The sequence below is a fragment of the Tabrizicola sp. genome, from assembly GCF_051645465.1.
Classification (GTDB): Bacteria; Pseudomonadota; Alphaproteobacteria; order Rhodobacterales; family Rhodobacteraceae; genus Tabrizicola.
The window spans coordinates 1-21,955 of sequence record NZ_JBOFBI010000151.1 but is presented as its reverse complement, the minus strand read 5'-3'; the positions used below and the strand labels follow the sequence as shown (position 1 = coordinate 21,955).

The window sequence follows — 21,955 nt, the reverse complement described above, 5'->3', positions numbered from 1 at the left end:
TGCAGCAGCCGGTCCAGCACCCCCCAGGTGAACGCGCCATGCGCCCCGCCCCCCTGCAGCGCCAGATTGACACGCCAGGTCATAGCGCCGTCCACCCGCCGTCGACCGATATCGTCGTGCCGGTTATCTGGTCGGCCGCCGGACTGCACAGAAAGACCGTCGTGCCCCCAATCTGTTCGACCGTCGCAAACTCGCGTGAGGGCTGACGTTCAAGCATCACCTCGCGGATCACCGTCTCGCGCGTCATCTTGTGCACCTTCATCTGTTCCGGGATCTGCGCCTCTACCAACGGAGTCAGCACATATCCCGGACAGATCGCATTCGCCGTGATCCCCTGCCCCGCGGTTTCCAGCGCCACCACCTTGGTCAGGCCCACGACGGCATGTTTCGATGCGACATAGGCCGATTTGTACGGGCTGGCAGTCAACGCATGGGCAGAAGCGATGTCGACGATCCGGCCCCAGCCCTTGGCGCGCATCCCCGGCAAGGCGGCGGCGATGGTATGAAACGCCGAACTGAGGTTGATCGCCAGAATCGCATCCCACTTCTCGACCGGGAAGCTCTCGATCGGCTCGACGTGCTGGATGCCCGCGTTGTTCACCAGGATATCGCAGCCCCCCGCCTTTTCGACCAGCGCCCGGCATTCGGGACCCTTGGACATGTCGGCCGCGATGTAGCGGGCGGCGACCCCGTGCCTCGCGCCCAGATCGCGTGCAAGATCATGGTCCTCGGGCCGGTCGGTGAAGCTGTTCAGAATCACTTCCGCCCCGGCGGCGGCCAAAGCTTCGGCCACGCCAAGCCCGATGCCTGAATTTGATCCCGTGATGATCGCGCGCTTGCCTGCCAGCGACATGGTGGCCTCCCTGATGCTGCAATTGCACAATACTGACATGGCAATGCAGCATCCGGAAGCAAAGATGAGCCCCCGAGCCACAAAAGAAAAAAACGCCGGCACAAGGCCGGCGTTCAGTCATTGAGGCAGGTTTCATACAGGCAAGAAACCTATCGAGCAGTAAGCTCTGTATAATCCTGAGTCCGCCGATGGCCAAGCTAAAAGTTTGAATTGCCACGATGACCGTCCTAGTCTCTGGCCAACACAACCAGAGAGGACGGGGGGCAAAGGTCGATGATCACGGAACGCTACGGGGCTTTGCGCAAGCTGGGGCTGGCGGCTCTCCTTTCGGTCGGTGCGGGCATGGCCCTTGCCGAACCGCAGCACGGCATAGCTATGTATGGCGACCCCGCACTCCCCCCGGATTTTGTGTCCCTGCCCCAGGTCAACCCCGATGCACCCAAGGGCGGGACCTACCGCTGGGGTGAGCCGGGCAGCTTCGACAGCTTCAATCCCTTCGTGGCCAAAGGGCGCCCGGCGATCGGGATTTCGACCCTCACGGTTGAGACGCTGATGGGCCGGAGTTACGACGAGCCGTTCTCGCTTTACGGACTTCTGGCCGAATCGATTGATACTGATTCTGGGCGGACTTACGTCGAGTTCACCCTGCGCCCCGAAGCCCGGTTCTCGGACGGAAGCCCGGTCACCGTCGAAGATGTAATGTGGTCGATGGAGACCCTCGGGACGGTCGACATCGGCAACCCGCGCTACCACGCGGCCTGGAAAAAGATCGCGACGATGGAGAAGACGGGTGAGCGCAGCGTACGCTTCACTTTCAACGTCGACGACCGCGAGCTACCCTTGATCCTGGGCCTCCGCCCGATCCTGAAGAAAGCCCAGTGGGAGGGGAAGGACTTCGCCGAAGCCACGCTGGAGGCTCCCATCGGATCGGGGCCCTACGTGCTCGACAAGTCGGAAACCGGCGTCTTCGTCAGCTACAAGCGCAACCCCGACTGGTGGGGAAAGGACCTGCCCTTCAACCGCGGCCTCTGGAACTTCGACGAAATCCGCTACGACTACTACGCCAACCCGCAGGCGATCTTCGAGGCGTTCAAGGCAGGACAAGTGTCTGCCTACCGCGAGGCCAACGTCTCGAAGTGGCTGTCGTCCTATAACTTCCCGGCGGTCCAGTCGGGCGATGTGATCAAGGCCGAGATTCCGCATGGCCGCCCCTCGGGGATCGAAGGGCTGGTCTTCAACACCCGCAAGCCCATGTTCGCCGACTGGAGGGTCCGCGAAGCGCTGATCCTGGCTTTCAACTTTGAATTCATCAACAAGACGCTGAACGGGGGCCTTCCGCCCCGGATTCCGTCCTATTTCGGCAACTCGTTCCTTGGCATGGAACCCGGCAAGCCCGCCGAGGGCCGCGAGCTGGCGCTTCTGGAGCCCTTCAAGGCCGAGCTTCCCCCGGGCACGATCGAAGGCTACGCACTTCCGGTGTCGGACGGCAGCCAGACCAACCGCGCCAACCTGCGCAAGGCGGCGGCTTTGCTGGAAGAGGCGGGCTGGACTGTGGGCGAGGACGGGGTTCTGAAGAACGCCCAGGGCGAACCCTTTGCCTTTGAAATCCTGCTGGTGACCGGCCAGGACGAAATGGCCTCGGTCGTCGAAATGTTCATCGAAGAGCTGAAGCCGCTTGGCATCACCGCGACGCTGAACAAGATCGACGATGCCCAGTACAAGGAACGCACAAGCGCCTACGACTTCGACATGACCCACTACATCCGGTCTTTGACCCTGTCGCCGGGGAACGAGCAGCTTCTGTACTGGGGTGCTGCGGGCGTGACCGAGCCGGGGACACGGAACTGGATGGGCGCCAACTCGCCCGCCCTGGAAGCGATGATCGCAGCCATGCTGAAGGCGCCCGACACGGACGAGTTCACCGCCGCGACGCGCGCGCTTGACCGGGTGCTCACCTCGGGGCGCTATGTCATCCCGATCTGGTATTCCGACGTTTCCCGCTTGGCATACTCGGCCGATCTCAAGTATCCCGAAAAGATACCGCTTTATGGTGACTGGACGGGCTTCCTGCCGGACACCTGGTGGTACGAGGCAAACTAGAAACGAGGCAGAGAGCATGAAGAAACTGGTCCTATTTGCCGCCGTGCTTGCGACCCTTGCCGGGTGCAACACCATCGGCGGCGTCGGTGAGGATATTTCGGCCGGGGCCGAGACGGTCGAACAGATGCTCTGACCGCCCGTCAGTCCTCCCGCCGTTCCGGAACCCGGATCACGGTGACCGAGCAGTTCGCCTCGGCCACAACCTGCGCCGAGACCGACCCCAGATAGCGCCGCGTGGTCGAATGGCCGCGCGCGCCCATCAGGATATGGTCGACCTCGTTCGCCGTCGCATAGTCGATGATCGCCTGCCCAGGATCGGGCCCTTCCAGCACCGAATAGGTCAGGCGATGGTCCGGAAGCTCGATCCCCTCGGCCCAGCCTTTCAGCTGAACCAGCCGCATCACGTGAAGGTTGTTGCCCTGATCGTCCGTGCCCTGGTCGATCCCGATCCGCGCGGTCTTGATCACGTTCACGCAGGCGATCCGCGCGTCCGGCTCGATCAGCAACATCCGCTTCACCGCGCGGCGCAGGGCTTCCGCCAGCCGCTCGCCCTCGGGCGACAGGTCAACCGCCACGACGATGACCGGGACCGATGCCAGCTGCCCCGCCACCGAATCCGGCACGGTGAAGCGCCTGATCTTCCGGTTCACCCGCCAGCGGTCGAAGACCTGAAGCCAGCCGTCCCGCTTCAGCTTGTGCGCACGGGCGGTCAGCGTCACCTGCTGCGGATGGCCAAGGTCGAAGCCCATCTGCGCCGCCGACTGGTAGCGCCGCATCGGATCGACTGCCAAGGCCCGCAGGATGATCTCCTGCAGCCATTCAGGAATCTCGGGCCGGATCGCGCGCGGCGGCACAGGATCGCGCCAAAGCCGTTTGCGCACCCCGCGCAGCGTCTCAGGCGTGCCCCAGGGGTTCCGGCCCGTCGCCAGCGCGTAAAGCATGGCGCCAAGCGCGAAAAGGTCTGACCGCGGGTCGTCGCGGCACCGCAGGTACTGCTCGGGCGCGATATAGGGATAGGTCCCCATCGGAATGGTGAATTCCTCGGCCAGAAGGTCCGGCAGCTGATCGTGACGGCTAAGGCCAAAGTCGACCATCACCATCTCGCCAGTCTTTCTTTGCAGGAAGTTCTCGGGCTTCAGGTCCAGATGGATGACATGCTGGCGATGCAGGTCCGCCACCGCCTGCACCATCCGCGCGGCGATCTCGACCACGTCCGACAGCGGCAAAGGAGCCTTCTGGAAGACCGCAAGTAAACTGCCGCCATCGATCTTCTCGGTCACGATGTAGGGCATCACGTCGAAATCCCCGGTCCCGATGACCTTCGGGACATGGGGCCCCGAAAGCCGCGGCATGATCATCTGCTCGACCTCGAAGCCCACGATCGTCGGGGCGTCATAGCCGTCCAGGATCGTCGGGACCTTCATGACCATCGGCAACTGGTGATCGGGGTGCGTCACCTCCCAGATCGTCGCAAAGCCCCCTGTGTGGAGCTTCTCGCCCAAAGTGAAGCCGTCGATCTGAAGCCCGGTATGCGGACGTATCTGCATGGTCACGTCCCTATCAGAAGCCGGATCGCAAGTTCCTCGGGCAGGCCTGCCGCACGTATCCGACCGGCAGCCTTGGCCACGTCATAGGGCGTGCGACGGAAGGTCAGCTCGTTCCGCCCGGTATCGACCAGCGCCCAGGCCGCCTTGGGCACCCCGTCGCGCGGTTGACCGACCGACCCCACGACCGCAAGCCACCGCCGGCTTCGCAGAAGCGGGATCGGCAGGCCCTGGCGGAACGCCTGCTCCCGGACCACCCCGCCAATGTCGCAACTGGCCAGCAGCGGCACATGCACATGTCCGCAAAGGATGATCCGCGCTGTCGACGCCCGGAACGACGGCGTGGCACGGGTGTCCGAGGTGATGTAGCTCCAGGCCCCCGGTTCGTTGGCCGACGCATGGACGAAGAGAAGCTCGCCGTCCTCGACCTGCAGGGGGAGTGCTGCAAGAAAAGCCCGATGCGCGTCCCCAAGCCGCGTCCGCGTCCAGTCCATCGCGCTTCGGGCGAACTTCGACATCGCCTCCGGCCCCCCGATCGCCGCGCTGTCATGGTTGCCGCGCACGCAGACCGCTCCGGCCTCCACCAGCTCCGCCGCCTTTTCGCAGCACCACTCGGGGTCGCCCCCATAACCCACGATGTCTCCAAGGAGAGCGATCCGATCGATACCATGGCCCTCAAGGTCGGCCAGGACCGCCTCAAACGCCTCGCGATTGGCGTGGATGTCCGTCAGGACTGCTACCCTCATCCAGCCCCTCCCCCGGGCCGTGTTCCGCAAAAGACTAGCGAGGCATCGAAGCCAAGGCCATGAGGCAGATCAAGGGGCGTCAGACCAGCGAGGTCACCCAAAGGATCGTCGCGTCCTCGTCCGAGAGGCTGACCACATTGTGCCCCATCGCCGCGTCGTAATAGACGCTGTCGCCCCGGCGCAGTTCCACCGGCTCGTAGAACTCGGTGTAAAGCCGGATGACGCCGGTCAGGACGTAAAGGAACTCCTCGCCGTCATGGCGCACCCAGCCGTCGAACTCCTCGAAGCTCCGCGCCCGGATCGTGGCGCGGTAGGGCAGCATCTGCTTTTTCGTGAGGCTTCCGGCCAAAAGCTCGTGCTCATAGGTCGCCGTCGCCTGCGCCTGGCCCTCGCCCCCCTTCGTCACCGCCATCCGTCCGTTCACCTGGGCCTTTGACGGCGGCGTGAAAAGCTGCGGCACCGAGATTGACAGCCCCCCGGCGAGCTTCTTCAGCGCCTCATAAGTCGGGCTCATCTGCCCGTTCTCGATCTTCGACAGGGTGGATCGCGCCAGACCCGCCCGGACCGCCGCCTCTTCCAGCGTCCAGCCCCGGCTCCGGCGCAACTCTCGCACCCGCTCGCCGAGGTTCAGGGGCTCGACATGCGCCTCACCCCCGGCCTCACGCGCGACGCGGATCATGCTTTTCGGATCGGTCACCTTCATGCCCACCCCGATAGTGGAGCCGATCCGGCCTTGCAACAGCCGCGCGGGCTTTCTACGCATCAGCGATGCTGTCCGAAGTCGACACCCGCCCCTTCCCCGCCCCGCCCCCGGCCTTCAACCTCGCCGGGCACTTGCTGGCACGGGCGGCGGAGCTTGCCAACAAACCCGCGCTGGTCCTGCTCGGCGCGCAGGATGACGAAACCCTCGCCTACACCGATCTTCTCCGCCTGACCGAAGGCTGCGCCAGCGTCCTTCTGGGCCTCGGCCTTGAACCCGGCGACCGGGTGCTCATGCGGCTCGGCAATGGCCTCGCCTTCCCCATCCTCTACCTCAGCGCCATCTGGGCCGGGCTGGTGCCCGTGCCAACCTCCGCCGCCCTCACCGAAGGAGAGATCACCAAGCTCTCCGCCCTGGTCTCGCCCAAGCTGATCGTGGCCGAGCCGGACATCGCCCTCCCTGCCAGCGATACCCCGTTGATTGCACCAGACCTCAACGCCTGGGCACGCACTACCCCCGCCGCCCTCCACCTCGGCGACCCGCATCGCGAGGCCTACGTCGTCTTCACCTCGGGTACATCAGGCACGCCCATGGCCGTGGCCCACGCCCATCGTGCGATCCTGGCCCGTGCCCCGATGCACCAGGCATGGGAGGGTCTTGGTCCAGACGACCGCCTCCTCCATGCCGGCGCGCTCAACTGGACCTACACGCTCGGCACCGGCCTTCTCGACCCCTGGACGCTCGGAGCCACCGCCCTCGTGCCCGCCGCAGGCACCCCACCCGCGGCCCTGCCCCCACTCATGGAACGCTCCAAAGCCACGATCTTCGCCGCCGCCCCCGGCCTGTTCCGCCAGATGCTCCGCGCACCCTTCCCCGCCACTCCGCACCTTCGCCACGGCCTCTCGGCGGGAGAAACCCTGCCCGCCGCACTCCGGCAGGACTGGCAACGCATCACCCGCACCGACCTTCACGAAGCGCTCGGCATGTCCGAGGTGTCGACCTATATCTCCGGCAACCCCACCCGCCCCGCCCCCCTTGGCGCCGCAGGCTACGTCCAGCCCGGCCGCAATATCGCGATCCTTGGCCCCGACGACCAGCCCGTCCCGCGCGGCACGGAAGGCGAGCTGGCCGTTTCAACCGCCGACCCCGGCCTCATGCGGGGATACGTCGGCCATCCGACGCCAGAAGGCCTCTGGTTCCGAACCGGCGACGCCGCCACGATGGCCGAAGACGGAGCAGTCACCCACCTCGGCCGCAAAGACGACCTGGTGAACGCGGGCGGATTCCGCGTTTCTCCGGCCGAAGTGGAAGCGGCCTTCCACGACATCCCCTACCTCACCGCCTGCGCGGCCACCGAGGTCGAAGTTGCCCCAGGCACCAGGATCATCGCCCTCTTCTATGAGGCGTCTTGCCCCCTGGACCCCGCCCATCTGCACCAAACAGCCGAAATCGCCCTTGCCCGCTGGAAGCAACCGCGGCACTACCAGCGCCTTAGCACCCTGCCCCGCACCGGCACCGGCAAGATTGTCCGCCGCGCTCTGACGGCGCACTATAGGAAGGACGAAACATGATCCGCCTCGACATCTTCTCCGACCCCGTCTGCCCCTGGTGCTATGTCGGCAAGGCAAACCTCGACCGGGCGCTTGTCGACAACCCCGGCCACCCGTTCGGGGTCCAGTGGCATCCGTTCCAGCTCAACCCCGACATGCCGCGCGAAGGAGTGCAGAAGCGCGCCTACCTTGAGCAGAAGTTCAACGGCAAGGCGCGGGTCGATGCCATCCACGAACGCCTGCGCGAGGTCGCCCGCGCGGCGGGAGTGGACTTGGACCCCGACAAGCCCGCCAAGATGCCGAACACGCTTAATGCCCACCGTCTGATCCACTGGGCCGGGATCGAGGGCCGCCAGGCCGACGTCGTCGATCGCCTGATGCGCGGCTACTGGACCGACGGGCGCGACATCGGCGATGCGGAAACCCTCGCTACCATCGCCGGAGAGGCCGGGATGGACGCCAAGGCGACCCTGCGCCTCCTCCACTCGGACGCCGACGCCGACGATATCCGGGCCCGCGACGAAGATGCCCGCCGCAAGGGGGTGACCGCCGTCCCCACTTTCCTCATCGCGCAGCAATATGTCGTCGCGGGCGCGCAACCGCCTGATGTCTGGGCCAATGTGATTGCCGAACTCGCGGCCCTGAAGCCCGAGGCCTAGCCCTTCCGGGCGGCCTTCACCACTTCGGCGAGGTCGCGGGCGATGTTGAACGCACCCTTGATCCGGTCCGCTTCCGTCTTCATCTCGCCCGTCAGCACGATCCTGTTGCCGTTCACCCGCGCCGCCGCCCCTTGCGCTTTCAGGAAATCGACCAGCCCCCCCGGGTTCGCGAACTTGTCGTTGTGGAAACTGACCGTCGCCCCCTTCGGCCCTGCATCCAGCTTTGAAATCCCCGCCCGCTTGCACATCGCCTTGATGCGCACGATCAGCATCAGCGTGTTCACTTCCTTCGGCAGCGCCCCGAACCGGTCGATCAGCTCGGCAGCGAAGCCCTCCAGCTCCACCTTCGTCCCAAGGCCCGACAGACGCCGGTAAAGGCCAAGCCGCACATCCAGATCGGGGATGTAGCTTTCGGGGATCATCACCGGAACCCCAAGGTTCAACTGTGGGCTCCAATCGTCTGAAATCGTTGACAAACCCTGCAGCTCTCCCGACTTTATCCGGGCAATCGTCTCTTCCAGCATCTGCTGGTAAAGCTCATATCCGACCTCTCTGATATGCCCCGACTGCTCTTCACCGAGCAGGTTCCCCGCCCCGCGCAAATCCAGATCGTGCGAGGCCAGATTGAACCCCGCGCCCAAGCTGTCGAGGCTCCCCAGCAGCCGCAGCCGCTTGGTCGCCTGTGGCGTCAGCGGCGCGCGCGGTTTCGTCGTGAGGTAGCAATACGCCCGCGTCTTCGACCGGCCCACCCGGCCCCGGATCTGATAAAGCTGCGCCAGACCGAACATGTCGGCCCGGTGGACGATCATCGTATTCGCAGTCGGGATATCGAGCCCGCTTTCGACAATCGAGGTCGCGAGCAACAGGTCATGCTTGCCGTCGTAGAACTGGTTCATCCGGTCATCCAGATCGCCCGCCGCAAGCTGCCCGTGCGCAATCACGTAGCTGGCTTCCGGCACATGGGTCTTCAGGAAATCCTCGATCTCCGGCAGATCGGCGATGCGCGGGACGACATAGAAGGTCTGCCCCCCGCGATAACGTTCGCGCAAAATCGCCTCACGGATCGTGATCGTGTCGAACTCGCTGACATAGGTGCGGATCGCCAGCCGGTCGACCGGCGGCGTGGCAATGATCGACAGATCCCGCACCCCCGCGAGGCTCAGCTGCAAGGTGCGCGGAATGGGCGTCGCAGTCAGGGTCAGGACGTGCACCTCCGACCGCATTTCCTTCAGCCGCTCCTTGTGGGCCACGCCAAAGTGCTGCTCTTCATCGATGATCAGCAGGCCAAGCTTCTTGAAGCTTACCCCCTTGGCCAGCAGCGCATGGGTGCCGACGACGATGTCGACCGACCCCTCAGCCATCGCCGAGCGGGTCGCGTTGGCATCCTTCGCTGAAACAAAGCGCGACAACGGTCTGACGGATATCGGAAATCCCCTAAATCGCTCGGCAAAACTGCGATAGTGCTGCCGCGCCAGCAGCGTTGTCGGGCAGACCACCGCCACCTGCATCCCCGCCAGGGCCGCGACAAAGGCCGCGCGCATCGCGACCTCGGTCTTGCCGAAGCCTACGTCGCCGACGATCAGCCGGTCCATGGGCGAGCCCTTTTCCAGGTCCGCCACCACGTCGGCAATCGCGGCCAGCTGGTCGTCCGTCTCCTGATAGGGGAACCGCGCCGCAAATGCCTCCCAGATCGAATGCGGCGCCTCCAGGATCGGCGCATGGCGCAGCGCCCGTTCGGCCGCGATCCGCATCAGGCGGTCCGCGATCTCCTTGATCCGTTCCTTGAGCTTCGCCTTCTTCGCCTGCCACGCTCCGCCGCCTAGCCGGTCCAGAAGCCCCTCTTCATGGCCGTAGCGGCTTAGAAGCTCGATATTCTCGACCGGCAGATAAAGCTTTGCATTGTCGGCATATTCCAGCGCCACGCAGGCATGGGGTGCGCCCAAAGCGGTGATCGTGTCGATCCCAAGGTACCGGCCCACACCATGTTCGACATGCACCACCAGATCGCCTGGGCTCAGCGTATCGACCTCGCGCAGGAAGTTATCGGCCTTCCGCTTCCGGCGCGGCTTGCCGACCAGCCGGTCGCCCAGCACGTCCTGCTCCGAGATGACGGCAAGGCCGGGCGCGACAAACCCCGCCTCCAGCGGCCAGACCACCAGGAAAAGACCGCCTTTCCCCTCCGGAACCTCCCGAAGATCGGCGATCTCGCGGGCACCCGTCAGTCCGTTGTCGGCCAGAAGCCCTTTCAGGCGCTCGCGCGCACCTTCCGACCAGCTGGCGACGACCACCTGCCGTTCGCTGGAAAGCGCCTGAACATGTTCGGTCAATGCACCGAAAAGATTTATCTTTTCCTGCTGGCGTTCCGGCGCGAAATTCCGCCCCGCCCGTGCGCCCGCATCCAGAACGCCCGGCCCTGGGCTCTGCGGCAAGGGCGAAAGCTGGGCCACCCGGTGCGATGCAACCGCAGCCTCCCAGTCGGCGTCGTTCAGATAAAGATCATGCGCAGGCACCGGCTTATAGACCGTGTCCATCCGTCCCTTCGCGCCCATCGCTTCATGCCGGGCATCATAGCTGTCCTCGATGCCCTCCCACCGCGACAACCGCGCTGCCGTCACCTGATCATCCAGGAACACGCTCGCGTCGGGCAGATAGTCGAAGAGCGTTTCCAGCTGGGCATGGAAGAACGGGAGCCAGTGCTCCATCCCCTGATGCTTCCGGCCAGCGCTGATCGCTTCATAGAGCGGATCATCCGTACCCGCCGCGCCGAAAGCGATCCGGTAATTCTGCCGGAACCGCGCGATCGAGGCCTCGTCCAGAATGATCTCGGACACCGCGGCGAATTCCACCCGCTTCAGCTTTTCGATCGTGCGCTGCGTCTCGGGATCGAACCGCCGCGCCCCATCCAGCACATCCCCGAACAAATCCAGCCGGATCGGTCCACCCGGCCCCGGCGGATAGATGTCGACGATGCCACCGCGAAGCGCATAGTCGCCCGGCTCGGCCACGGTCGAGACCGGCGAGAACCCCATCCGCGCGAGAAACCCCCGCAGGCGCTCTTCGTCCACCCGGTCCCCGACCGCGGCCTGAAACGACGCAAGGCGCACGACGTCGCGGCTGGGAACCCGCTGGGTCGCCGCGTTCAGCGTGGTGACCAGAACGAAAGGTGCCGAAAGCCCATCGGCCAGCGCCGAAAGCGCCGCCATCCGGCGGGCCGAAATCTCGGGGTTGGGGCTGACCCGGTCGTAGGGCAGGCAATCCCAGGCCGGAAAGTCCAGGACCGCCGTCTCCGGCGCAAAGACCGCCAGCGCCGCCCGCATCGCCTCGGCGCGCTTGTCGTCCCGCGCGACATGCACGACCGGTCGCCCGCGCGTAAGCTCGCGCAGAACCATGCGGGCGTCAAAGCCTTCGGGCGCTCCGCCCATCAAGATGCGTTCGGCTGTCATGCTGTCCGGTGGATAGGGTCAGTAAAGGATCGAGGCGCTGACGTTCTGCCAGGTTCCGTAAAAGGCGGTGACGGCGATGGCAAGCATCCCGATGACCTGAACCACCCGCCGATGGATGGTCAGTCGGCGAAAGAGCGCCTCTCCGGTGTTCTCGCCCGCTGCGATCTGGCGCCCCGCGCGCACGCTGACCCAGAGGACCAGCATCATCGGCGCCATGAGGAAGAACACGGCCTGCGCAAATTCGACATCATAGTAGAAGGCCAGCACCGCGAGCGATGAGAGCCAGAACCCCGCTATCCCAACCAGAAACAGCGCGCCGCTGTCCACCACATGCAAAAGGCGGTTGATGTTGATCCGGACCAGATCCTCCACATCCTGCTGCGCCTGGCCGCCCTCTTTCCTGGCGCGCTGGATCATGTCATGCGGCACGCCCAGCACCCAATGGCTGACGGATGACCACAGCACCGCGAGTGCAATCCAGTACCAGAGGTTTGAAAACGACCTCAGGTCGATGACTTCAAGCGCCGTATCCAGCACGTCCAACTTAACCGTTCCCCTTCACTAGCCTTGTTCGGCGACAGATTGCTTGAGGCCACTTTCATTCCATGGCAGGCAGTTAGGCAAGTCGCAAGCCCTTGCTTGAATTGGACAGAAGGAGCCAGCCATGCAGCCCATCCAGGCGCCCTACCCGCTCGGCCGGTTTCGTCGTCTCCGGCGGACGGGTGCGCTCAGGGCGTTGGTGCAAGAGACGCAGCTTACGGCGGGCGATCTGATCTGGCCGGTTTTCCTCTGCGACGGCTCGAAGCGCCGCGACCCGGTTGCCTCGATGCCGGGGGTCGACAGGCTGTCGCTCGATCTGGTTGTTGAAGCCGCAGCCCAGGCGGCAGACCTCGGCATCCCCGCGATCTGCCTCTTCCCCTATACCGACCCCAGCCTGAAGACCGCCGACTGCCGCGAGGCCTGGAACCCCGAGAACCTGACCAACCGCGCCATCCGCGCGATCAAGGCCGCGGTTCCCGACATCGCGGTGATGACCGATGTGGCGCTTGACCCCTACAACAGCCATGGACATGACGGCATTGTCGAAGACGGCGTGATCCTGAACGACGAAAGCATCGTCGCGCTGGTGAAGATGAGCCTCGCCCAGGCCGACGCGGGGGCCGATATCCTGGGCCCCTCGGACATGATGGACGGCCGGATCGGCGCGATGCGGGCGGCGCTGGAAGAGGCCGGGCATCGCGACGTGACGATCATGAGCTACGCCGCGAAATACGCCTCGGCCTTCTACGGGCCATTCCGTGACGCCGTGGGCGCGACGGGTGCGCTCAAGGGTGACAAGCGGACCTACCAGATGGACCCGGCCAACAGCGACGAGGCGCTGCGTCTGGTTGCCCGCGATCTTGCCGAAGGCGCCGACATGGTCATGGTCAAACCCGGGCTCGCCTATCTCGACATCTGCCGCCGGGTGAAGGACGCGTTCGGGGCGCCGACCTTCGCCTACCAGGTCTCGGGCGAATACGCGATGATCAAGGCCGCGGCTGCAAACGGCTGGATCGATGGCGAAAAGATCATGCTGGAAACCCTTGTGGCCTTCAAACGTGCCGGTTGCGACGGGATCCTCACCTACTTCGCCCCGGAAGTCGCCCGGCTTCTGGCCCGCTAGCAGCAATTCGGAACCGCTCGTCGATGCACCTTGTGCACTCCTCGCAGGTGGTCCGACGAGAAGACGAAGTCGAACGAGGAGGCTGCAGCGAGGCCAAGCGGCAGCCGTCATCGGCAGAGCGCTTCCGCCACACCCAATCCCGGTCTAGCCCAACAGCCCCTGCACCGTGTTCGTAAGCTCGTTCAGCGAGAACGGCTTTGGCAGGAACACCGAGTTCGGCACCCGTGCCTGGTCCTCCGCCAACCCATCCTCCGCATATCCCGACATGAAGATCACCTTCACGTTCGGCCGGTCCACATGCGCCCGACGCACCCAGGCGGGCCCGTCCATCCCCGGCATCACCACATCCGTCACGAAAAGATCGACGTGCAGCGACTTGTCCGCAAGCTTTGCCAGCGCCTCTTCCGCATTCGCGGCCTCCAGCACCGTATAGCCCCTCAGGCTGAGCGCCCGGCTTGCGAAGGCCCGGACCGAAGCCTCGTCCTCCACCAGCAGCACCACGCCTTCGCCCTGCTTCGAGGCGACCCGTTTCGGCTCAGCCACCGGGAGCGGGTGGTCGGCCCCCTCAAAGACCGGGAAGTACAGCGAGAACGTCGTGCCCTCGCCCACCGCCGAATCCACGAAGATGAAGCCACCGGACTGCTTTACGATACCGTAAGCCATTGAAAGGCCAAGGCCCGTTCCCTCGCCCAGGCGCTTCGTGGTGAAGAAGGGCTCAAAGATCTGCCGGAGCTGCAGTTCGGGAATGCCGACGCCCCGGTCGATCACCCGGATCACCGAATAGTCGCCCGCGGGCACAGTCGCCCGGTCCCGCTTCAGGTCTTCCGTCAGGGTCACCGGCTCGGTCTCGATCCGGACCGTGCCGCCGTCGGGCATGGCGTCGCGGGCATTGACCACCAGGTTCATGAGCACCTGTTCGATCTGCCGCTTGTCGGCCCTTATCCGGCCAAGGGGCTTGCTCTCCTCGCGCCCCAGATGGCCAAGCGTCATCTCCACACGCTCGACCAGAAGACGGTTCAGAAGATGCGTCAGGTCGGATAGCACGTCCTCCAGATCCAGAACCTCGGGGTTCAGCGTCTGCTTGCGTGAAAACGCCAGGAGCTGACCCACCAGCGAGGCCGCGCGGTTCGCGTTCTGCCGGATCTGCTCAAGATCGGCAAACTCCACGTCCTCGCGGCCATGACGCAGCAGCAATAGGTCGCAATGTCCCGAGATCGCGGTGAGAAGGTTGTTGAAGTCATGCGCAATGCCGCCCGCAAGCTGCCCGATTGCCTGCATTTTCTGGCTCTGGACGAACTGGGCTTCCAATGTCTTCAGCCGCGTCGCGTCGTTCAGAATGGCCAGCGCCGCCGGTCTCCCTGCATCGACATACCGGCGCAGCGTCACCTGCAGAAACCGTTCTTCATCGTTGCTGCGCACCCGCAGGACTTCCGCCCCCCCGGGATGGCGCCCGGCCACGACATCGGCCAGCCATTCCGAGACCGGTCGGCCCAGCCCCTCGAAAAGATCGTGGAACATGGCGGCACGGGTTTCGCCGTTCCACATCAGCTCCCGCGCCGCGTGGTTTGCAATCCGCATCACCCCATCGGGTCCGAACGTCATGATCGCAAGCGGCACCTCCTCCAGATCGGTGCTGCCCCCCGCAAGCGGGCCCCGGTCTGGCCGGTCCGCCCGCGCGATGTCGGCCTCGTCCGGCAGCGCCAGATCATCCGCCCGCCAGAACCAGCGCCCGCGGCCCGCGTAATGCGCCGTCAGCCGCAGGATCGAGGCGTGGCCGATGATGTCTTCCGTGGCAGCACCCGTCGCCTCCGCACCTCTCTGCAAGCGCATGAGACGACCGGCCGGGTCCACCACCCGCTCACTCAGCGCGTCATGCAGCGAACGAACATCCGCGCCAAAGCGCTTCTCGGCCGCCGTGTTGCGCAGGATAAGGCGACCTTCGGCGTCGGTCATGAAGCAGGCGGCGGGATCGTTGCCCATCAGCCGGAAAGCGCGCTGATCCTCGCGGTCGGCCATCCTGCCCTGCATGCTGGCGTAGACCGCAAGAGCGGCGGCGAGCATCAGAAGGACAAGGCCGTCCACCGCAAGAAAGAGCTTCGGCCTTGGAAACGCCACGACCGATAGCAGGACCAGCCCCAATCCCACGGTCGCAAGCGTGAGAAGGCCGCCCCTGCCCAAGGGCGTCCGATGTCCCCAAACCGTCAACCCTCTCCTCCGTCCATTCCCCCGTCCCCTCATTCCGGCGCTGGCTGAGCATCGACGGAAGGGGTTAACGGATGATTAACTGGGTCCGGAGTTCGCGTCTAGGTTGTGGCCCTGGGACTACGACCTAAGTACAAGGGCAAGATAGAACCCGTCACCACCGGATAGCGGTGTCAGCGACAGCTCTCGCTCCACGGTCCAGCCGGAGTGGCGGTCAAGAAACCCTGCGATCTGCTCGGCGTTTTCGCGCTTCAGGAGGGAACAGGTAACATAGGCCAGCCAGCCGCCGGCCCGGATCATCGGCGCCACTCGGTCCAGAATGGCGGCTTGTGTGGCGGTCAGCTCGTGAAGACGCTCCGGCGTCAGCCGCCATTTCCCCTCCGGGTCGCGCCGCCAGCTGCCCGAGCCGGAACAGGGCGCATCGATCAGCGCCAGATCGAAAGGTGTTGCAGCCTCGGGCCGGTCCGTGAGCGTGACCTTGACACCCGCGCGGTCCGCCCGCACCGGCAGATCCGCCATCCGCTTCATCGCGGCATCATGCGCGAAAAGCTTAAGCTTCGCCCGCGCCGCCATAGCCAGCGTCTTGCCCCCGCCCCCGGCACAATGGTCGAGAACCTTCATCCCATCCAGCAGCGGCAGCGCCGCAACCACCGCCTGCGATGATGCGTCCTGAAGCTCGACCAGACCCGACAGATAGGCTTCCGAGGTCTGCAGCTTCCGCGCATTCCCGGTGACTTCCAGGGCCGTTTCCACCAGGGGATGCGGCTCAGCGGTGATCGCCTCGGCTGCAAGCGCGGCAACGGCCCTGGCCCGGTCGCCTTTCCGCAGGTTCACCCGCACAAAGACCGGCGCCCGCTCCCGTAGCGCCATCGCCACCGGCTCGAACGCATCGCCAAGGCTCTCCCGCAGCTCGGGGATCAGCCAGCCCGGCAGGTCCAGCCGCTCCTCGGCATCGGGCTCCCGGCCGTTTTCGTCCGGCCCCGGCTCCGCTGGCGCATGCCCCTCGCCCGAGAACCAGGCCTCCTGCCCCGCCTCTCGGGCAAGCCCCAGGATCAGCCCCCGCCCCGTCATCCCGCCACCAAGCACCGCCGCCGACCGCCGCTTGCGCAAGGCATCAAAGACCAGATCCCGCACGGCCGCCCGGTCCCCCGACCCGGCATAGCGGTTCGCCCGCCCCCAGTTCGTCAGCGCCTTTTCGGCAGCCTCACCGCCCAGAACCCGGTCCAGCACCGCAATCGCCGCAGCAGCCCGCGCCGCCGGGGTCATGCTTCAAGTTTTTTCTGCAACTCGCTGCCTCACAACAGATATTCCAGATTCCGCATTCTCAGCCTTGCCGGTCAGGACTGCGTCAGGCTCAGCCCGTTGCCCTCGGGATCATCAAACCAGCATACCTTGACCGTCCCGCCGGGAGCCGTCCAGACGCCATCCGCATCCTGCCCGAACCCCGGATAGACGTTGAACGTCACACCCCTGGCCCGCAGATCCGCCATCGCCGCCCCGATATCCGGCACCTGCCAGCCCAGAACCGTATGCGGATGCGCCTTGTGCCCCTCGACCGACGTCAGCCGAAGCACCATCCCATGGCAATCGTAAACCGCAGCGAACCCATCCTCGAAGAGCAGCCTCAAGCCCAGAACCTCGCTGTAGAACGGCTTCGCCTTCCCGATATCCGCCGTCAGAACGAAGCCCACGGCCTTTGCTTCTTCCGGAATCCCCATGCCCCGCACTCCCGTGCTGATACGACCGGACAGAACATACCACGGCACTGCCGGATTCGCGCCGCATCACATCACCCGGTAGTTCGGGCTTTCCCGTGTGATCTGCACGTCATGCACATGGCTTTCCTTCAAGCCCGCCCCGGTGATCCGAACGAACTGGCACTTCGTCCGCATCTCGGCCACCGTCGCACAGCCCGTATACCCCATCGCGGCCCGCAGCCCCCCCACCATCTGGTGAATGACCGCCGCAGCCGAGCCCTTGTAGGGCACCTGCCCCTCGATCCCCTCCGGCACCAGCTTGTCGGACGCGGCATCCTTCTGGAAATACCGGTCCGCCGACCCCCGCGCCATCGCGCCCAAAGACCCCATCCCCCGGTAAGCCTTGAACGATCGCCCGTTCCACAGGATCACCTCGCCGGGAGACTCGTCGGTCCCCGCAATCGCCGACCCCACCATCGCGCAGGACGCCCCCGCCGCGATCGCCTTTGCGAAATCGCCGGAGAACTTGATCCCCCCGTCCGCGATCACCGGAACATCCCCCGCCGCGCGGCCTGCATCCATGATCGCCGTCAGCTGTGGCACACCCACGCCCGCGACGATCCGCGTCGTGCAGATCGAGCCAGGCCCGATCCCCACCTTCACCGCATCCGCCCCCGCCCCGATCAGCGCCCGCGTCGCCTCGGCCGTGGCCACGTTCCCCGCCACCACCTGCACCGCGTTCGACAAAGCCTTGATCCGCTCCACGGCCTTCGCCACACCCTCGGAATGCCCATGCGCCGTGTCGATCACCACCAGATCGACCCCCGCATCGATCAGCGCCTGAGACCGCTCGAACCCCGCATCGCCCACGGTCGAGGCCGCCGCCACCCGCAGCCGCCCAAGCTCATCCTTGCAGGCCTGCGGGTTCAAGACGGCCTTCTCCGTGTCCTTCAGCGTCAGAAGCCCCGTCAGCTTCCCCTGCCCGTCCGTCACCAGCAGCTTCTCGATCCGCCGCACTTTCATCAAGCTGATCGCCTCGGCCCGATCCACCGGCTCGCGCAGCACCGCCAGGTTCTCGGAACTCATCATCGCCCGCACCGGCGTCCTGTCGTCAGACGCAAACCGCATGTCGCGGTTGGTGACGATCCCCACAACGCGCCCCACCTCATCCACCACCGGAAACCCGGTGATCGAATACCGCTCCATCAGCACCTTCGCATCCGCCAGCGTCTGGTCGGGCGTCAGAGTGATCGGCTGATAGACCACCCCGCTCTCGAACCGCTTCACCCGCCGCACTTCCCGCGCCTGCGCCTCCGGGTCGAGGTTCCGGTGGATCACCCCGATCCCCCCCGCCTGCGCCATGGCAATCGCCATCCGCCCCTCGGTCACCGTATCCATCGCACTCGACAGAAGCGGAATGTTCATCCGGATCGCACGCGTGACAAAGGTCGAAGTATCGGCTTCCGACGGCAGAACGCTCGATGCCGCAGGCACCAGAAGCACATCGTCAAAGGTGAGAGCCTCACGAATCTCCATGGGATTTCCCTCCGGGAGCAAGCATCGTTTGGCGGTTCCCCTTTTCATGGCCGAGGCCCGGACGCAAGGGCAAACTGGCCTCTTGAGGGCCACCCCGACCCCATGCAGAGTAGCCGCGGAGCAAAGGACCCCCATATGCGCGTTGCCATCGTCGAAAACATGCCCGTCACCCACCATGGTCTCGTGGGCGTCGCCCTGCACGAGGCGGCCGCCCTGATCGACGTCTACAAACCCTGGTCAGGCCAGCCGCTCCCCGCCACCGTCAATGCCAACGCGATGGTGGTCTTCGGCGGCGAGCAGTCGGCGACCGACGACCACATCCACCCCTACCTGCCCGACCTCGCGCGCCTCATGGCGGACTACACCGCCATGGATCGCCCGGTCCTCGGCATCTGCCTTGGCAGCCAGCTCCTCGCCCGCGCCTTCGGGTCGGAAAACCACCTCGGCACCGCGCCCGAGTTCGGCTGGGTCGACGTTCAGCTGACCGACGAGGGCCGCGCCGATCCGGTACTCTCAGTCCTCCCCGAAATCTTCCCGATCTTCCAATGGCACTCCGACACCTTCACTCTGCCCGAAGGCGCCGTCCACCTCGCCACCAACCCCGCTGCCCGCTACCAGGCCTTCCGCATCGGTCGCGCAACCTACGGGACGCAGTTCCACTTCGAAGCCAGCCGCGCTGTCGTCGCCGACTGGCTCCGCCTCTTCCCCGAGGCTGCCGATCGGATGGCCCCCGGCTGGGCCTCCCGCCACGACGATCTCGCCGCAACCCTCGGGCAAAAGGCCGATGCCCACGGCCTCGCCCTCGCCCGCGCCTGGGTCGGCCTGATCCGCTGACCAACCAAGGCTTTCATCTTTGCCCAAATATCCCCGCCGGAGGCAACCCGAGCCGGTTGCGCGCACTCTTCGCGCGCAGAGGCGAGACAAAAGGCTCGCGCGTCAGCGCTCAATCTGAAAACCGCCGTCACTTTCTCTGACGCCAGCCCCAAGCGCCTCCCCTCCCCCTCGTGGGGAGGGGCCGGGGGTGGGGGCTCCCCGCCGCAGAGTGCTTCAAGCCTCCGCCGCGTTCGTCACCGCTGCAAGCTTGCCTCCAGGCCAGCGCTTCAGAACCCACCAAAGGATTGCCGGGATCGCGACCAGCCCAACCAGAACCAGCACCAGACCCGGAGCCTGCCAGACCCCGCCCGTCACCAGCATCGCCACAGCCAGGGCGGCGAGCGGAAAGGTGAAAGCGCCCCAAAGTGCTGTCACCCCCGCAGCGCCGATCCAGCCGGCCAGGACCAGAAGCATAAAGGCATAGACCGCCCCAGCGGTCACAAACCCCATGGCAAGCTCCGCCCTGCCCAGAAGGGCCGCCACCGTGGCCAAAAGCGCTGCAGGGGCGGCATGGATCGCAAGCAGCGGCCGCAGCGGCGCAGGCGGCACGTGGCGCAGGGCCTGAAGCCCGCTCATCGCCCAGATGCCCAGGGCAACCGGAAGTGTCGCCCAGAACAGCGTCTCGGCCAGTACGCTCCACCCAAGCGCCACCGCAGCAGGTGCTGCGACGATGAAGCCCACAAAGCTCAGATGCCAGGTCGGGTTCACCGCGCGACCGGCGGGCTCAAGCGACCACAGAAGCCGGACCAGAAGCCCGGCCAACACCGCATGGCCCGCCAGCGCCACCAGCATCAGACCCGCCGCCAGCCCCTGGGCATAGGCCGCGATCAACGTGGCCGAGGCCATGCCTCCCATCGTCATTGCAGCGAGCCCCGATCGGCCCGGCAAGACGCGAAGGTCGTCCAGAACGACGCCGGGACGGCGGGCGAGCTTGCCCAGATAAGCCGTCGTCGCAAAGACCCAGAGCGCGACCGCAACCCCCGCCAGAAGATCGCCCGGCCCGGCATCAAGCCCAAGCTCAAGCAACGCCAGCCGCACCGCGATTGCCAGCCCCAGAAGCCCGAGGATCGGCGGAAAGATCGCCGGAGGGGTCTTCGCGAACAGTGCGGGCCTCCGCGGCGGGAACTCCGGCGGCGGATAGCGCTTCGGGCGGGCGTCAGGGGGTGTCATGCGGGGCCTCCGTCCCCTCTCATACCGCGTGGGTCCGCCAAGTCCAATGCGACGCAGGTGAAAGGCCCGGCCAGCGAAGTCTTAAGGTCGGGTAAATGCCCACAGGCAAACCACTGATTCAGAACGATCCAAAGATCTGCCCACCGAGGGCACATCCTCACACCCCGCCCCGCAGTACCGGAAACCAGTCCTCCCTCAACCGCTCTCCCGGCATCATCCCATGCCCCGGAAAAGGCGGCGATGTCGGCCCCGGCCGCTCGACATAGCGGGCATCCTCCCCCACCAGCCGCAAGGAAAACGCCCGCCGCCGGGTCGCCGCGTGGTTGCCCCTCGTCCCGTGCAGAGTCCGGAAATGGAACGCCACCGCGTCCCCCGGCTCCATCTCCCATTCCCGGATATCCATCCCCTCGGCCTCCGGGTCCGGCACCGGGATATAGTCATGCTCGCCCGGATAGAAGTTCGTCTCCGCCATCCACCGCGTCTGCAGCACGTCCTTCGGCCAGCGATGCGACCCCGCTACACAGCGCAAGGAAGCCTGCTTCACCGGATCGAGCGGCGACCAGAAGCTCACCACCTGCCGCCCCTCGACAAAGTAGTAGGGCCCGTCCGTATGCCAGGGCGTGGGCTTTGTCGTGGCGGGTTCCTTCACCAGCACGTGGTCGTGGAAAAGCTGCACCCGCTCCGACCCCATCAACGCCGCCGCCACCTCGACCGCCGCCGACTGCCGGATGACCGCCGCGAACTCCGGGATCCGGGTCCAGTTGCAATAATCGTCGAAGAACCTTCCCGCCTCGCCGGGCTTCAGCGTCGGCATCTCCTGCGTCGGGCTTGCCATGTTCCGCGCCACCCCCGCCCGCAGCATCTCCACCCAGTCGGCCCAGAGCCCCTTGACCAGCACGACCCCGTCGCGCCGGTAGGTCTCGACCATCTCCTCCGTCACCGTCGCCATCCGCACCCCCGCTTTCTGCCACCCTGCCCCGGCGCCCATCTCAGGGCAAGACCAGCATCGTCGCCCCGAGCCGCCGCAAACCCGCCCCCGTCCCAAGCTTGAACCGCGCCAACCCTGGTGCTGCTTCCGTATCCACCGACCCAAGGTCCAGCCACCGCACCCCCTCCGCCGCCAAAGCCTCCGCCGCCCGAGTCAGCATCACCCCATGCACCCCCGCCGCCCGCGCCGCATCCGACGCCCATCCAAGGTGATAGCTCGCCGACTAACCAT

At 65.7% G+C, this 21,955-nt stretch carries 19 protein-coding genes; 6 read left to right on the top strand and 13 right to left on the bottom strand.

Annotated elements, in window-relative coordinates:
• Window positions 1–79: 79 nt before the first annotated feature.
• A complete protein-coding gene (locus tag ACRCSW_RS09765) occupies window positions 80–853 on the bottom strand; it encodes a 3-hydroxybutyrate dehydrogenase (protein WP_438704628.1) in 774 nt (257 codons plus the stop codon).
• Between the two features lie 273 nt (window positions 854–1,126).
• On the opposite strand from ACRCSW_RS09765, the gene ACRCSW_RS09760 reads away from it, so the two are divergent.
• The gene (locus tag ACRCSW_RS09760; RefSeq protein ID WP_438704626.1) at window positions 1,127–2,953 is read left to right on the top strand and encodes an extracellular solute-binding protein; all 1,827 of its coding nucleotides are present in this window, start codon (window positions 1,127–1,129) and stop codon (window positions 2,951–2,953) included.
• Between the two features lie 16 nt (window positions 2,954–2,969).
• On the top strand, window positions 2,970–3,086 hold the full coding sequence (locus ACRCSW_RS09755; protein WP_438704624.1) for an entericidin EcnA/B family protein: 117 nt from the start codon (window positions 2,970–2,972) through the stop codon (window positions 3,084–3,086).
• A 7-nt stretch (window positions 3,087–3,093) separates the two neighbouring features.
• Here ACRCSW_RS09755 and ACRCSW_RS09750 read toward each other — a convergent pair whose 3' ends face one another.
• From ACRCSW_RS09750 to ACRCSW_RS09740, 3 genes are all read right to left on the bottom strand, one after another.
• The gene (locus ACRCSW_RS09750) at window positions 3,094–4,500 is read right to left on the bottom strand and encodes a protein kinase domain-containing protein (protein WP_438704622.1); all 1,407 of its coding nucleotides are present in this window, start codon (window positions 4,498–4,500) and stop codon (window positions 3,094–3,096) included.
• Between the two features lie 2 nt (window positions 4,501–4,502).
• Window positions 4,503–5,243, bottom strand: a complete 741-nt coding sequence (locus ACRCSW_RS09745) for a metallophosphoesterase family protein (RefSeq protein WP_438704620.1) — start codon at window positions 5,241–5,243, stop codon at window positions 4,503–4,505.
• Between the two features lie 79 nt (window positions 5,244–5,322).
• Window positions 5,323–5,946: a helix-turn-helix domain-containing protein gene (locus tag ACRCSW_RS09740; RefSeq protein WP_438704634.1), complete on the bottom strand. Its 624-nt coding sequence runs from the start codon at window positions 5,944–5,946 to the stop codon at window positions 5,323–5,325.
• 65 nt (window positions 5,947–6,011) lie between these two features.
• Here ACRCSW_RS09740 and ACRCSW_RS09735 point away from each other — a divergent pair, with 65 nt between their 5' ends.
• Both ACRCSW_RS09735 and ACRCSW_RS09730 read left to right on the top strand, forming a co-directional pair.
• The gene (locus tag ACRCSW_RS09735; protein ID WP_438704618.1) at window positions 6,012–7,514 is read left to right on the top strand and encodes a class I adenylate-forming enzyme family protein; all 1,503 of its coding nucleotides are present in this window, start codon (window positions 6,012–6,014) and stop codon (window positions 7,512–7,514) included.
• On the top strand, window positions 7,511–8,152 hold the full coding sequence (locus tag ACRCSW_RS09730) for a DsbA family oxidoreductase (protein ID WP_438704616.1): 642 nt from the start codon (window positions 7,511–7,513) through the stop codon (window positions 8,150–8,152). Before ACRCSW_RS09735 ends, ACRCSW_RS09730 begins: the two co-directional genes overlap by 4 nt.
• On the opposite strand, the gene mfd is transcribed toward ACRCSW_RS09730, so the two are convergent.
• Both mfd and ACRCSW_RS09720 read right to left on the bottom strand, forming a co-directional pair.
• Window positions 8,149–11,595: a transcription-repair coupling factor gene (gene mfd, locus ACRCSW_RS09725; protein ID WP_438704614.1), complete on the bottom strand. Its 3,447-nt coding sequence runs from the start codon at window positions 11,593–11,595 to the stop codon at window positions 8,149–8,151. The two genes, ACRCSW_RS09730 and mfd, sit on opposite strands and share 4 nt — an antisense overlap.
• An 18-nt stretch (window positions 11,596–11,613) precedes the next feature.
• Entirely contained in the window at window positions 11,614–12,132 is a 519-nt protein-coding gene (locus ACRCSW_RS09720) for a component of SufBCD complex (protein ID WP_438704632.1), read from the bottom strand.
• A 127-nt stretch (window positions 12,133–12,259) separates the two neighbouring features.
• Between ACRCSW_RS09720 and hemB the strand changes: the two genes are divergently transcribed.
• A complete protein-coding gene (gene hemB, locus ACRCSW_RS09715; RefSeq protein ID WP_438704612.1) occupies window positions 12,260–13,258 on the top strand; it encodes a porphobilinogen synthase in 999 nt (332 codons plus the stop codon).
• A 144-nt stretch (window positions 13,259–13,402) separates the two neighbouring features.
• Here hemB and ACRCSW_RS09710 read toward each other — a convergent pair whose 3' ends face one another.
• From ACRCSW_RS09710 to guaB, 4 genes are all read right to left on the bottom strand, one after another.
• A complete protein-coding gene (locus ACRCSW_RS09710; protein ID WP_438704630.1) occupies window positions 13,403–15,286 on the bottom strand; it encodes an ATP-binding protein in 1,884 nt (627 codons plus the stop codon).
• A 294-nt stretch (window positions 15,287–15,580) separates the two neighbouring features.
• Window positions 15,581–16,726: an RsmB/NOP family class I SAM-dependent RNA methyltransferase gene (locus ACRCSW_RS09705; protein ID WP_438704610.1), complete on the bottom strand. Its 1,146-nt coding sequence runs from the start codon at window positions 16,724–16,726 to the stop codon at window positions 15,581–15,583.
• Window positions 16,727–16,797: 71 nt separating this feature from the next.
• The gene (locus ACRCSW_RS09700) at window positions 16,798–17,178 is read right to left on the bottom strand and encodes a VOC family protein (RefSeq protein WP_438704608.1); all 381 of its coding nucleotides are present in this window, start codon (window positions 17,176–17,178) and stop codon (window positions 16,798–16,800) included.
• Window positions 17,179–17,244: 66 nt separating this feature from the next.
• Window positions 17,245–18,693, bottom strand: a complete 1,449-nt coding sequence (gene guaB / locus ACRCSW_RS09695) for an IMP dehydrogenase (RefSeq protein WP_438704606.1) — start codon at window positions 18,691–18,693, stop codon at window positions 17,245–17,247.
• Between the two features lie 135 nt (window positions 18,694–18,828).
• On the opposite strand from guaB, the gene ACRCSW_RS09690 reads away from it, so the two are divergent.
• Complete coding sequence (locus ACRCSW_RS09690) at window positions 18,829–19,527, top strand: type 1 glutamine amidotransferase (protein WP_438704604.1); 699 nt, start codon at window positions 18,829–18,831, stop codon at window positions 19,525–19,527.
• Window positions 19,528–19,740: 213 nt separating this feature from the next.
• On the opposite strand, the gene ACRCSW_RS09685 is transcribed toward ACRCSW_RS09690, so the two are convergent.
• The 3 genes from ACRCSW_RS09685 to ACRCSW_RS09675 form a co-directional block, all read right to left on the bottom strand.
• Window positions 19,741–20,736, bottom strand: a complete 996-nt coding sequence (locus tag ACRCSW_RS09685; protein WP_438704602.1) for a tellurium resistance protein — start codon at window positions 20,734–20,736, stop codon at window positions 19,741–19,743.
• A gap of 157 nt (window positions 20,737–20,893) precedes the next feature.
• A complete protein-coding gene (locus ACRCSW_RS09680; protein WP_438704600.1) occupies window positions 20,894–21,685 on the bottom strand; it encodes a phytanoyl-CoA dioxygenase family protein in 792 nt (263 codons plus the stop codon).
• A gap of 40 nt (window positions 21,686–21,725) precedes the next feature.
• On the bottom strand, window positions 21,726–21,887 hold the full coding sequence (locus tag ACRCSW_RS09675) for a hypothetical protein (RefSeq protein ID WP_438704598.1): 162 nt from the start codon (window positions 21,885–21,887) through the stop codon (window positions 21,726–21,728).
• Between the last annotated feature and the right edge of the window lie 68 nt (window positions 21,888–21,955).

Coding starts and splice junctions, on each gene's coding strand:
- ACRCSW_RS09765 (WP_438704628.1), bottom strand. CDS start 853: ATGTCGCTGGCAGGCAAGCGCGCGATCATCACGGGATCAAATTCAGGC.
- ACRCSW_RS09760 (WP_438704626.1), top strand. CDS start 1,127: ATGATCACGGAACGCTACGGGGCTTTGCGCAAGCTGGGGCTGGCGGCT.
- ACRCSW_RS09755 (WP_438704624.1), top strand. CDS start 2,970: ATGAAGAAACTGGTCCTATTTGCCGCCGTGCTTGCGACCCTTGCCGGG.
- ACRCSW_RS09750 (WP_438704622.1), bottom strand. CDS start 4,500: ATGCAGATACGTCCGCATACCGGGCTTCAGATCGACGGCTTCACTTTG.
- ACRCSW_RS09745 (WP_438704620.1), bottom strand. CDS start 5,243: ATGAGGGTAGCAGTCCTGACGGACATCCACGCCAATCGCGAGGCGTTT.
- ACRCSW_RS09740 (WP_438704634.1), bottom strand. CDS start 5,946: ATGAAGGTGACCGATCCGAAAAGCATGATCCGCGTCGCGCGTGAGGCC.
- ACRCSW_RS09735 (WP_438704618.1), top strand. CDS start 6,012: ATGCTGTCCGAAGTCGACACCCGCCCCTTCCCCGCCCCGCCCCCGGCC.
- ACRCSW_RS09730 (WP_438704616.1), top strand. CDS start 7,511: ATGATCCGCCTCGACATCTTCTCCGACCCCGTCTGCCCCTGGTGCTAT.
- mfd (WP_438704614.1), bottom strand. CDS start 11,595: ATGACAGCCGAACGCATCTTGATGGGCGGAGCGCCCGAAGGCTTTGAC.
- hemB (WP_438704612.1), top strand. CDS start 12,260: ATGCAGCCCATCCAGGCGCCCTACCCGCTCGGCCGGTTTCGTCGTCTC.
- ACRCSW_RS09710 (WP_438704630.1), bottom strand. CDS start 15,286: ATGCAGGGCAGGATGGCCGACCGCGAGGATCAGCGCGCTTTCCGGCTG.
- ACRCSW_RS09705 (WP_438704610.1), bottom strand. CDS start 16,726: ATGACCCCGGCGGCGCGGGCTGCTGCGGCGATTGCGGTGCTGGACCGG.
- ACRCSW_RS09700 (WP_438704608.1), bottom strand. CDS start 17,178: ATGGGGATTCCGGAAGAAGCAAAGGCCGTGGGCTTCGTTCTGACGGCG.
- guaB (WP_438704606.1), bottom strand. CDS start 18,693: ATGGAGATTCGTGAGGCTCTCACCTTTGACGATGTGCTTCTGGTGCCT.
- ACRCSW_RS09690 (WP_438704604.1), top strand. CDS start 18,829: ATGCGCGTTGCCATCGTCGAAAACATGCCCGTCACCCACCATGGTCTC.
- ACRCSW_RS09685 (WP_438704602.1), bottom strand. CDS start 20,736: ATGACACCCCCTGACGCCCGCCCGAAGCGCTATCCGCCGCCGGAGTTC.
- ACRCSW_RS09680 (WP_438704600.1), bottom strand. CDS start 21,685: ATGGCGACGGTGACGGAGGAGATGGTCGAGACCTACCGGCGCGACGGG.